7 protein-coding genes are annotated in these 12,537 nt (G+C 58.9%); 1 reads left to right on the top strand and 6 read right to left on the bottom strand.

Features of this window, described 5'->3' with window-relative positions; translation table 11 throughout:
- Positions 1-117: 117 nt before the first annotated feature.
- Both LAP85_22500 and LAP85_22495 read right to left on the bottom strand, forming a co-directional pair.
- Positions 118-393 carry a hypothetical protein gene (locus LAP85_22500; GenBank protein ID MBZ5499178.1) on the bottom strand — a complete coding sequence of 92 codons (276 nt, stop codon included), beginning with the start codon at positions 391-393 and terminating at the stop codon, positions 118-120.
- A gap of 304 nt (positions 394-697) precedes the next feature.
- Positions 698-3,538, bottom strand: a complete 2,841-nt coding sequence (locus tag LAP85_22495; GenBank protein MBZ5499177.1) for a hypothetical protein — start codon at positions 3,536-3,538, stop codon at positions 698-700.
- Between the two features lie 620 nt (positions 3,539-4,158).
- Between LAP85_22495 and LAP85_22490 the strand changes: the two genes are divergently transcribed.
- The gene (locus tag LAP85_22490; protein ID MBZ5499176.1) at positions 4,159-6,033 is read left to right on the top strand and encodes a glycoside hydrolase family 127 protein; all 1,875 of its coding nucleotides are present in this window, start codon (positions 4,159-4,161) and stop codon (positions 6,031-6,033) included.
- A gap of 279 nt (positions 6,034-6,312) precedes the next feature.
- Here LAP85_22490 and LAP85_22485 read toward each other — a convergent pair whose 3' ends face one another.
- From LAP85_22485 to LAP85_22470, 4 genes are all read right to left on the bottom strand, one after another.
- Positions 6,313-8,889, bottom strand: coding sequence for a SpoIIE family protein phosphatase (locus tag LAP85_22485; GenBank protein MBZ5499175.1), 2,577 nt, complete (start codon positions 8,887-8,889; stop codon positions 6,313-6,315).
- Between the two features lie 881 nt (positions 8,890-9,770).
- Positions 9,771-10,190, bottom strand: coding sequence for a PIN domain-containing protein (locus LAP85_22480; GenBank protein MBZ5499174.1), 420 nt, complete (start codon positions 10,188-10,190; stop codon positions 9,771-9,773).
- A complete protein-coding gene (locus LAP85_22475; protein MBZ5499173.1) occupies positions 10,180-10,410 on the bottom strand; it encodes a DUF6364 family protein in 231 nt (76 codons plus the stop codon). Before LAP85_22475 ends, LAP85_22480 begins: the two co-directional genes overlap by 11 nt.
- A complete protein-coding gene (locus tag LAP85_22470) occupies positions 10,407-12,530 on the bottom strand; it encodes a WD40 repeat domain-containing protein (GenBank protein ID MBZ5499172.1) in 2,124 nt (707 codons plus the stop codon). The genes LAP85_22475 and LAP85_22470 overlap by 4 nt, the downstream gene beginning before the upstream one ends.
- Positions 12,531-12,537: the final 7 nt, after the last annotated feature.

Raw genomic sequence — 12,537 nt, 5'->3', positions numbered from 1 at the left:
CTGACGAAGAGCGCCGTCAACTTCGTCTGCATCCACACGATACTCTGCCAAAATGGAACTACACAATTGCGCCAAATCCCCGAGCAACAGCAATCTACTCATAGCCAAAATGTGAACTTATTTTTGCGCGGGCCCTAAGCAGCATTTTATAGCCAACCTGTGTTCGCGGATCCAGTTTTCTGGCTCACCTACCTCTTGTTGCAGATTCGCACGTTCTTCCTTCATCCCGGCGAGAATCGTGCGGGTGTGATCGCCAAAGTTGACGCGCAGCTTTACGAGCTTGTCCGCACCTGGTACATCGGATACGGATTCAATAGTGCCGACGCGCACGTCAATTTGTTCGAGCACCTTAATATCGATGAGTGGCTTTATCGGGGCAGGTACCAAATGCATCGCACTCCTGATCGTCAGCCAGGCTGGAATCCGCAGGTCGACGGGATTGCTTACATAAAACTCAGTCAGACCGCAATCGACACAAACATAGCCTCTCGTTTTTGGCGTCTAAGGGCTATCGGGTCCTCCATCCTGAAATATATGTGGATCGGCGACGCCATCCAAACGCAAATTCCTTAAACCAAGAAAAGCACCCCGAAAATCAAGCCTAAGCGCCGCCGGGCTCCGTCATTTGGCCGCTACTCTAAGGCTCAACTGAACTTCCGTCGGTCCGCCCCGATACCGAATCTTCAATTTCGAATTGCTACCGGAAATTGGGCGTCGGCAGCACGCGGGCCTTCTGGGTCAGCGTTGTTTCCCCCACTTGAAGAGTGACGACATAATCACCCGGAGGCATCGCGGCCTGGCCGCCTCGGCCGCCGGCGGGAGGTGCCGCTGCAGCACCCTGAGCGCCACGACCGGCAGCAGCAGCGCCCTGGGCGCCACGGCCTGCGGCAGCAGCAGCACCCTGGCCGCCACGACCGGCAGCGCCGGCGGCAGCCAATGCCGCAGCACCCGGGGCGCCGCGGCCGCCGCCGAAGCCTCCCTCGGAAGACACACGGTTGATGCCCGCCCTCTGGGACCCGGTTACCGTGCGAACGACCTTCCCGGTCTGATCGGTGATCGTGATTGCAACCGGCTGTGAGGCATCCTGTGCCAGATAGTAATAGATGAGGAGGCCGTTGGGATCATTGGGTGTGCTCGGGAAAGCATCTCCGAGCATCCTGTAATTTCCCACCGCACCGTCACGGCGGATCGGCTTCGGCTTGACCGAGAAGAGGTGCACTCCCTTGGCCAGGTTCTTTTCCGCCATTTCGGCGATGGGCGCGATGTCGCTGACCCAGATCCCGCGCCCATAGGTCCCGACCACGAGATCCTGTTCGCGGGGGTGGATGACCATGTCGGTGACCGGCGCCGGCGGCATGTTGCTCTTGAACGCCACCCAGCGTATGCCGCCATCGATGGACACGTAAACGCCTATATCCGTGCCGGCAAAGAGCACGGATGGCATTGCCAGGTCTTCAACAATCGAATTCACCGGCCACTGCGGCAGATTCGAGGAAATGTTCTTCCATGTCGCGCCGAAATCCATCGTCTTGAACAGATATGGTTTGAAGATATCCTGGCGCCGCCCGGTTTTCGCCACATAAGCCGTGCCGGCAGCGAAGCGCGAGGCATAGACGCGGCTCACCCAGACATCCTCCGGTCCCCCCGCGGCCGCGACGTTTTTGGTGACGTCGGTCCAGTGGGCGCCGTCATCCCTGGTTATCCACACCTTGCCGTCATCGGTGCCGATCCACAGGAGGCCTTTGGCTGCCGGGGACTCGTCCATCGTGCTGATGTCGCAATAGACGATATTGCTTCCGGATTTCCCTTTGTCGATCTTGGCGGGATCGTTGTTGGTCAGGTCCGGGCTGATCTCCTGCCAATGATCGCCGCGGTCGGTCGACTTAAAGACCACCTGCGCGCCGGAGTAGATGGTCTTCGGGTCGTACGGAGACAGCATGAAAGGCGCGATCCAGTTGACGCGCAGCGGCACAATTGAGTTCTCAGGGGAAAGGTTGACGATGTTGGGCGTGCCGGTGCGGGTCGGCTGGATGCGGATGCGCTCGTGCGTCTTCTGGTCGAAGCGGCCAAGCCCGCCGAATTCCTGCGTGTTGTATACCCAGCGGCTGTCGGTCGGGTCGACCCGGTTGTACATGCCGTCCCCGGTACCGACTGTGGTCCAGTCATCGATTCCGATGCTGCCGGCCCAGCCGTTGCTCGGGCCTTTCCAACTCTCGTGATCCTGCAGGCCGGCATAAATATTGTACGGCGTATCCATGTCGACGCCGAGCGCATAGACCTCGCCGCCCCGGATCGTCTGGTAGTGCTCGCAGGTGCGGCCGCCGTCGAACGACTGGAACACGCCGCCGTCCGAGGTCGCGATCATACGGTCGGAATCTTCCGGATCGACCCACAGCGAACGGAAGTCGCCGAATGCCCGCCCGAAAACGCGGGGTCCGGGAACCTCGCGCTGCAAGTTAGGCCAGGTCTTGCCGCCATCCGTCGAGTAATTGAAGCTCGACCCGGTGATCCAGATGCGGTCGGGATTGTTTGGATCCACGACCAGCTGGTTGAACGAGTACGCAGCCTTGCCGCTGGGGTCCACTCCTTCAGGAGTGACCTGCCGCCAGGACGCGCCGGCGTCGTCGGTCCGATATACCTGTCCGTTAATGGTATCGGTGTTGTTCCGCGGGTTGCGGCGCAGGTTGTGGTTGTCGTACACGGCATAGAGCGTGTCCGGCTTCGTGCGGCAGATATCCATGCCGATGCGCCCCATCGGGCCCTTCGGCAGTCCGTTTTTCAGCTCGGTCCAATGGGCGCCGCCATCTGTGGTCTTATAGATGCCTGTGCCAGGGCCGCCGTCGATGATTTCCCAGGCGTACCGTATGTGTTCGTAGGTAGCGGCATACAGGACCTCCGGATTTTGACGATCGCACACGAGTTCAACGGCGCCGGTACGGTTGTTGACAAAGAGGACATTCTTCCAGGTTTTGCCGCCGTCGGTGGTCTTGAATACGCCACGCTCGTCGTTCTCGGTCGCGAGGTGCCCAAGCGCGGCGACGTATACGGTGTCCGGCTTGGCCGGGTGGATCACGATGCGCGCGATGTGCTGGGTGTCCTTCAAGCCCATGTTCTGCCAGGTCCTGCCTGCGTTGGTGGACTTGTATACGCCGTCGCCCCAGTAGGCGCTGCGGGTGGCCGAATTGTCCCCGGTTCCCGCCCAGACTACGTTCTCGTCGGAGGGCGCGACGGCGATCGCGCCCATCGAGTAAATCTGCTGCGAGTCCATCACAGGCTCGAACGTCACGCCGCCATTGGACGATTTCCATACCCCACCCGTCCGCATCGCGGCATAGATCGTGCTGCGGTGCGCCTTCGCGGGTGTTTCCGGGACCGCGACGCCGACGCACCAGGCGCCGGCGCGGTAAGGTCCCATGTTGCGGTATGTAAGACCGTTGAGCAGGCCCTCGTTGAAAAGCGGTGCGGGCTTCTGCTGCGCCAGGACGGTGGCCATGGCAAGGCCCACGACAGTAACAAAAAACAGGCCTCTTCTTTTCATTATGAATTCCTCCTCAAAAGAGTGCTGTACCGGACAGGCCGGAGAATATCATCATCCCGTTCTTTTCACCACCACGTGAATTCGAAACTGGAGATTCGAGCAGCAATTTCGACTTTCGCGGCGCCCGAAACGCGCCCCCTCCGAATTCTCGGACGACTCCCTCCGAGTAGAGGAAGCCACTGCTGCGAACATATCCCGCAGGTACTTACGCCGCTTGCCGCGTCGCTCGCGCTTCGACACGGACTCAAGCGAATCGCTCTCCGTATCCGCCGTATCGTCCAGTCGCCGCTGTTTGTAATCCTGAACGAAGCTACGATCGCGTGGACGCGAAGAATGAGATCTGTCGTGAGTGTCAATCCGGTCACCCATGACTTAGCGTAAACCTTTTAAATCTCACCGGATCAGGAAGAGCCGAACCTGCTCCGGAATCAGGACAAGCGTGCCGTTGCGGCAAGCTTGAGAGCGATAATCTGCTGAAGCATAACTCCTGAGTTCTGCATGGTCCACATCCGGACGCCGTGCTTGCCAGGTGAGAACAACTAGGTCTGCCATTCTGCCCTGATTCATGGATAATGTAGCCGCATATCGACGCTGATCACTTCTGAAGGAGGAGTTGAGAAATGGAGATCGCGCGGCGTGATTTTTTGAAGAGCGCTCCGGCAGGGGCGTGGATTCTGGCACAAGCAGCAAGAGGACAGGCCCCATTATCGGCAGCGGGTTCTCGAATCAAGCTCGAACCGTTCAATTACCGCGGCGTCCGGCTGCGCGAGAGCCGATGGCGATCTCAAGTGCAAACCGCTAGAGATTTCTATTTCAACATCTCCAACGACGACATTCTCCAGGGATTCAGGGCGGCTGCCGGGCTTCCCGCGCCTGGCAAACCGCTCGGAAGCGAATGGACATCGAAGATGGGCCGCGCAAGCTGGTGCCAGACGAACAGCGCCACTGTTTTCGGTCAATGGCTGAGCGGCATGGCACGGATGAGCCTGGCCACCGGCGATGCGGCTCTGCACGACAAAGCCGTGTACCTCATGACCGAATGGGCAAAGACGATAAAATCCGACGGCAATTGTGGCATGCAGCACTATCCGTTCGAAAAGCTCGTCTGCGGGCTGGTCGACATGGAGGAGTTCGGCGGACGGCCGGAAGCCATGACATTACTCGAGAGCGTGACGGATTGGGCAAGCAAAACGTTCAACCGCACGCGCACGCCCGCCACGCCCAACGCGTACATGGGGAATCCGTCCGAATGGTACACGCTCTCCGAAAACCTCTGGCGCGCTTACCAGATTTCGGGCAACGCGAAGTTCAAGGACTTTGCCGAAGTCTGGCTGTACCACACCTACTGGGATAAGTTCGCCAATACCGCTTCACCGGACGGTGTTTTCGGGCTGCACGCATACAGTCATGTGAATACGTTCAGCAGCGCGGCCATGACGTACGCCGTGACGGGAGATTCGCGTTATCTGCAGATTCTCAAAAACGCCTATGATTTTTTGCAGCACACTCAATGCTACCCCACCGGCGGATTCGGCCCGCACGAACGGTTGATGGTGCCGGACGGGCGCCTTGGAAAGACCCTCGAGTTTCGGTTCGACAGCTTCGAGACCATCTGTGGCACCTGGGCCGCGTTCAAATTGAGCCGCTACCTGATGCAATTCACCGGTGAAGCGCGATACGGGGATTGGATTGAAAGGCTGCTGTACAACGGCATCGGCGCGGCTCTCCCGCTGGCGGCGGGGGGCAAGAACTTTTACTACTCCGACTACCGGTTGGGCGGTGGAATGAAGGTCTACCGCTGGGACAAGTTCACGTGCTGTTCAGGCACCCTGATTCAAGGGCTCGCCGACTATCACAACTTGATCTACTTCAAGGATGATGCCGGCATTTGTGTCAACCTATTCTTCCCGTCCGAGGTTGTCTGGACTCGTCCTGAGGGTGAGATAAAGTTGGTGCAGGATACCGAGTACCCGGAGTCGGAAGTGTCGACGCTCACGCTGCAAATGGCGCGGGAAGCGGCCTTCGACCTCAGGTTCCGTGTCCCCGCATGGGCGCACGATGTATCGGTGAAGGTCAACGGCTCCGATGCCAATGTTCCGTGCAAGCCTGGGAACTGGGCCTCGTTCAAGCGGACGTGGAAATCCGGGGACCGGGTCGAAATCAAAATACCCTTGCAGCCTCGGTATCAGCCGATCGATCCACAGCATCCAGATCGCGTTGCGGTCGTGCGCGGCCCGGTGGTGCTGGCTTTCGAAGCGCACTACCACGAACCGGCATTTCACCTGCCGGATGCCGAAGCTGATCTCGGGACGTGGCTCGTTGCCGACAAGATTCCCGGCGTGTTCCAGGTCGTTCCTCCCGAAACAGTCGGCAGGCAGGAGAACTATTGGGGCAGCCGCGTGTCATCGAGGTTCTGGCCGTTCTATGCAATCGAAGAGGACGTCCCGTATTTCATGTATTTCGACAAGCGATCCCTGCCTGTCAGAATATGGTAAGAGACAAGTGGGCGCCGTCGGGCCGCCGGCGCCCTGCGCCAGTCGCGATATAGCACTCAAGTGCCTCTCGTAGGTTGTTTCAGCTAATGGGCACCGGGATCGCGTCTGGCAGCCGCGACCCACGTTCGCCAGACTTTACGTCTACCGCGACAATTCTTTTCAATTTCGACCGTGGAATTAGATCAGGGAGTCGGATGGGACGCCCGCGATTCCAGGATCGCGCGGCCAAAGGGCGTGGTTTTGACACTGAATAGTCGGTCGCGTCTCACTTACTCAACGTCACGCCGGCAGCACGCGCGCCACCACCAGCGTCATGTCATCGTGCTGCGGTGCACCCGCCGCGAATTTGTCCGCAGTATCCAGAACGTGGCCGATTATTTCACTCGGTGGCAAGCGGGAGCATGATCTGACCGTGGCCAGCAGCGCCTCTTCACCCCACTCCGCTTCCTGCGGATTCTCGGCTTCGCTGACCCCATCGGTATAGAGAACCAGCAGGTCGCCGGTCATCAATTCGATTTCGCCTTGCTCATATCGGGAGGCGGCAAACAGCCCCACCGGCGGGCCGCCGGTTTCCAGCCGGATCAGTCTTTCGTCGCGGAGCAGCATGGGGGCATTGTGCCCGCCATTTGTGTATGTCAGACGGCGCCTGGTCGGTTCAAACTGCGCGTAAAAGAAAGTAGCGTATCGGTTCGCGGGCGAAGCATCGAACACCAGCCGATTGACATTTTCCATCAGCCCGGCCAGATCCGGATGTCCGTCGAGCCGCACGGCCTGCGACTGCCCGCGCACCGATGCCTGTAGGCTCGCCATCAGCAGTGCGGCCGGCACGCCTTTGCCCGACACATCTCCGATTACCAGGCCGAGGCGTCCGCCCGGAAGCGGCAGAAAATCGTAGTAATCGCCGCCGACGCCGCGCGCAGGCCGGCAGTGCCCGGAATACTCCAGCGCAGCCACCGCCGGCAGATTTTGCGGGAACAGGCGTTCCTGCACCTCGCGCGCAATCTCGATTTCTCGATTCAGCAATTCCCGCTGCGTGACTTCAGCAGCAATGGCCTCCGAAAGCCTGCTGTTTTCCAGTGCCAGACCCGTTTGAGCCGCCACGGTCCGCAGCAGGTTCCTGTCGCCGGTCGAGTACGGTTCTTCGGATTTCTTCGGCCCAAGGCTGATGAAGCCGAGCAATTCCTTCTTGGTGGCCAGCGGCAACAGGAGCTTCGTCCCAAGCTGCTGCAGTTCCCTTACGCTTTGATCCCCTTTCCGTCCGTCGACTGCAACGGGTTCGCGCGTGCGCTGCATCTCGACCACTGTCGCCGCATCCGATGGCAGGGCGATCTCAGGCAAGACATCATACCCGGCTGAATACGCCGGGCGGAAAATCAGTCCGTCCTGCAGCATCACCAGGATGCGCTCCACGTGCAGCGACTCCGCCAGTTTCCGCGTTACGGTTTCCATGAGTGCATTCTTGTCCAGGATGGTCCGGACCTGTTCACTCAAATCTCCCAGAATGCGCTCCGCGTCGTAGGCTTCGCGGAAAAACTTGCGGTCCACCCACCGCCGGAGACGCTCGGCCAGATCGCGAAGCCTCAGCACCAGCACGATGCTGAACCCGAGGAATCCCACTTTCTGCATTCTCGAGACGTGCGGGCCTTCCATCAGGCTGATCGAAATGATGATGATCGCAATGATCAGGCAGGCAGTGATGATCCGGATTCCGCCCCGCGCGAGCGCGTACTGCACGCCTTGCCGGATGACCACGCGTACATCGAGCGCACGCTGCACCACGATGACGTACGCCAGCGTAACCGGGAACAGGAACATGAATGCCAGCGCCAGGCCCAGCAAAGTGCCACCGGTATTTCCCGGCGACCGACGAAACACGACCGCGTCGATGATGAAAAGCACGAACATCGGGCTCATCGCCAGGCTGCAGCCAAAGTAGAGCACTCGGAGCCGCCGGCGCGCGTCTGGGGGCTGTGACGCATCCCGGTACTTGTCCCTGAGCCCGATGAAGAAGAACGACATCACTACCATCAGCACGACGAAGGAGATCGAATCCGGCAAGGTCACGGAGCCGAGCAGGTTGTCTGTCGCTGCGAAAGCCACTCCGTACCCGATCGTCGTGATCGAACTCCAAATCATGAGCGCGGCAGTCGAGGCAGTCAGCGTCCATTTCACCCACGGCCATCGCTGATCGAATCGCCAGCGATCGGGGAAGTACATGCCGAAAAGCATCATGCACAATGCCCACAGATAACTGGATATTTCGCTGAATGCTTCCGTTACCACACCCCAGGATCCCCAACCGAGCGGATCGAGCAGGTTGGAGTGCGCCAGTTGGCTCATGCCCACCAGAATCCCCATCACCATCCAGGCGCGTGCATCGCAAATCCGAACGGCGGCGACCCAGAATCCCACCGTCAGGCAAAACCACGGAAGTGCGATCCAGACCACGACGGCGTAGAGCAAGGCCAGATGCGAGCCCTCCTGCCCGATCGGTTTGAGTATTACCCGATGTTCCGAAACTTCCCCGGCGCGCTCCACGACTATGGTCAGCGCATCACCCGGTTTCTTGCTGCGAATTAATGTGGGCAAACCCTTCAAGCCCGAGGGCGCAAAGCCATCGATCGTCACCACCCGATCGCCCTTGCGCAATCCGGCATCGGAGGCTGATGGAGTAATCTCCGTGATTGTAGGCCAGGGGCGGCCGAGAGATATTGGGATTCGGGGATAATCGTTCGCCAGATCGCGGACTACGTCCACCGTGAATGTGACCTGCGCGAGCAGTGCGAGCGCAAATACAATCGCCAGGCAAAGGTAGAGCCCGAAGCCAGTCTTTTCGCGAGCCGGGTCGTCACGCATGTTTCCCTCATCCTGATCACAGTCCAGTGACTACCTAGACCGCGCCGCCAATCGGTTCATGTGAAGACTATAACCCGATCGAGGTGGAGTATCGTATCTACAAAATACAAGATCGAACTGGGATTCTTCATTTTGCAGAAGCGGCACCCTGTCTCCGCGCGCCGGCCTGTGTGGCTACACAGGATGATCACCACGCTGCGCTGTACTCGTTTGGGATCACGCCTTGAGGATTTTCTTTTGCCGCACCACTACGAAGATCACAAAAGGTTTCAGTACAATCGGGACAACAAAACCGGTCACTGTCGCTGATGGCATAACTCGTGCGAAGTTCAGCTGTTTCCGTAGTCCCACCGGAATGCCGGAATAGTTTCAACCAAGCGAATGCAGTCTACGAAGTCGAAAACGGTTCAAGCTTCCTCGGAAAGCCGTACGAGCCGAACGCCGTCATCAAGAACGACATCGAATATATTCTGATGGAGCGAAAGCCGGGAGGGTACCGAACGCCGAGTGTTGAAACGCGCATATTAAGCGTGATATCGACCGAAAACTATCAGGTGTGGTTCCGACAAATATGGGACGGGCTCACCGGTGCTTCGCAAGAGGTACGGCCGGGCGCCGTTTGACGGGGAAGGAGCGTATCGGTATGGGGGCCGATGGTCGAGCCCGGGGATCCGCCTCAGCTCCGCGTCCGAGCATCAGTCTCTCGCTCTACTTCTGGCTCACCTACCTCTTGTTGCAGGGCAGATTAGCATCCCCGGTCAGTCATTTGAGCACACGCACACCTATTTGCAGACCCTCAACTTGCAGAGCCTGCTGCATGGCTTGAGCAAAAGCTGAGTCCAGCCACGCTCCCCACCGTGGTTGTTCAAAGCAGTAGTCATCTACTTAATCAGCGGGTTTACCACCACGATGCCATCGTATTCGTGGCCGGAGATCAGGTCTTCGCTCCATACCGCTTTCGCCTTGGCCTTCCTTGCCGCGGCAAGAATCAAAGCATCCCAATGAGACAGGTTCCACTTCTCCTTCCACCGGAGCCCTTCGATGAAGAGGAAACGGTCGTTGTCGATCACACCCCACTCGAGGTAGTTGGTCACCGTCTCACGGGCAACTGGTGCGGCAATCTTCTTCCGGATGAGATTCACATAGAATTCCTGCAGAACCTGGACGCTGATGCTCGGTAGGAGATCACGGTGCCAAAGGGCGGATATCTTGTCCCTGGCGATTTGGTGTTTCTCGCCGGCGTCGATGTCGTATGCGTACACGAGGATGTTGGTGTCGACAAAGATCTGATCAACGCCCATGGGCATCTTCCCTCGATAGAGGCGTGCCGCCCAGATGCAAGCCCTTGCGCATTCGAAGGAGAGCGCTGGCCCGGGCACTCTGATTGCGATCCGTTTCGGAGGTGGCGCGGGTGACAAGACCTGCCACCCATTCCGACAGGGACTGGTCCTGTTCGACCGCGGCGTGTCTTGCCTTGCGCAAGACAGCATCATCCAGGCGCAATGTGACGTTCTTGCTCATGAGATCCTCCCTTGCACATAAAAAGTATAGCACAATAATTGTGCACTCGGCAGGTCGCCGCCGAATGCCCTATGGCGCCCGGCGGGCAAGGAAACTTCAGGCTTCATCCGGCGGCCGGGGCCTGCTGGAAGCGTTGGCTTGAACACCCTTTTTCCCCAGGTTTTGGTGTCCCAGACCATAGCCGTGTTGTTGGTCCCTCCGCAGGCAACAAGTTTGCCGTCGGTCGAAAAACGGATGGACATGATGGTGATGTAATTGCCTCCGGGGACCGCCGGCTTCCCTATCGTTGCGCCGCGGCCTCCGGGCCATTCCGCCGAGTTTCCCAACAGGACCTTGATCCTTTTGCCCGTCTTGACATCCCACACGATCAAGCCGTCATCAGCCCCGCTGATGAGAATCGAGCCGTCGGGCGAGAAGGAGATGCTGCGTACCGGACCCTGATGCCCGTCAAGCGTTCTTACGCTCTTTCGGTTTTTCACATCCCATAAAGTGATTTTCGAGTCATCCCCGCCACTCGCAAGGAGCGCATTCGGGCCCGCCGCGAAGGTCACTGCATTTACCTTCTTCTTGCGCGCCTCCAAGGATTGCACCGAGGCGCCTGTACCCACGCTCCATAAATTCACCGTCATGTCATTTGCGCTGCTTGCCAACATCGTGCCATCGCGGGAAAACGCCAGTGAGCGCACCGCCCCGCCGTGGCCCTTCCATTGCCGGACTACCGCACGTTTTGTCACATCCCAGATGACGATCGTCCCATCCGTTTCGCCGAACGCCAGCATTTCTCCGCCCGGTGACGCCGCGAGGGCGCCTGCCCGACGATCGAGGCCCGTCGATGGAATCCTTCTCAGGCTGCCGTTATCCTCCAAAGCAAAAACCGAATTCCCATCCCCTCCGGCCACGGCGACAGTCCGGCCGTTCTCCGATATGGCTATACAGTCTTCGAAAGACGCAAACCGGTCCCTTCGCAGCTCATTTCCCGTTGCCATGTTCCAGAAATAGGCTACGCCGTCATCGTTGACGCCCATAAGCACGCCGGGCTCGCCGGGGAAGAATGACACGGCCAGGATTCTATGTATGCTGAACGACTGCCGAGCCTTTTGCATTTCCTGGTTCAGCAGTGCAGCGCCGGCCGGAAGGCACTGGGGACCCGCAGCCGCGATGCTGGCCTTGACTTCGGCAGACTGCAGGTCCCGAAATGACCACGTGCCGCCGGCCATTGAGGCCAGAGCATTTTGTTTCGGGAGGAGCAGGTTTACGGTAGTGTCGCTCGGGAGATCCATTCTCTGCTCGACTTTCCCGTTCGCCGGGTTCCAGATCGTAACAGCGCGGAGGGCCTGCATTCCCTGCGCTGGCATAGCGGACGGAAAGTCGCTCAACTGCATCCGTGCCTGCGATGGAATCGAGGGAATCGCCGCAAGCCTTCCATTGGCCAGAAACACGAGGGACATCCCGTTAGCTGGGAAGTTTTGGATTCTTCGCACATCCTTCCTCTTGGCAAGGTCGTAAATCCCAATTACATCGGCACCGATCCCGCGACCAGCACGACCAAATTGACTGGCGCAATATGCTAACATCCTTCCGTCGTCGGAAAATGCCAGAGCTGCGATGCTGAAGGGAGAGCCCCAATAGTCTGCCAAACCTGCAATCTTGTGAGCGACGGAAGGGGCGGCGGTAGAATACATCCAGATCTCATCCTTGCGTCCATTGCCAAGCGACAAGACGAAAGCTTCGCCGTCGGGAGTGAACTCGGCGAGGCGATACATGACCGTTGGCGCCTGGTCTCCGGTCAACAGGGGAGTCAGTTTGCCGGCAACCACATCCCAGAGAAACAATCCGTCGAGTTGGGGAAGATAGTACCGCCCGGCCAGAACGGGGTCAGTGTTTGTTACCACTGCAAACAACGTTCCCGCGGACGTGAACGCCATTTCCATGACGTTTGTGACTCTGACGTCTGGGACTTTTTTCTTTACGGCGCCAGTGCGCACATCAACGATCTGAATCTCAACAGACCGAGAGGGCTCGCCGATCGGTGAATTGGCATTGGCATCTTTCGCAGCGATTGCCAGTTCGGCACCGTCGTGGGTGAAGGCGAGTGCGGTGACCCCCTCTGCGTGAATCAAGCACTTC

It is taken from the genome of Terriglobia bacterium (assembly GCA_020072565.1).
GTDB lineage: Bacteria > Acidobacteriota > UBA6911 > UBA6911 > UBA6911 > JAFNAG01.
Note: the sequence above shows the minus strand (reverse complement) of the source record. Positions and strands in the feature narration are given on the sequence as shown.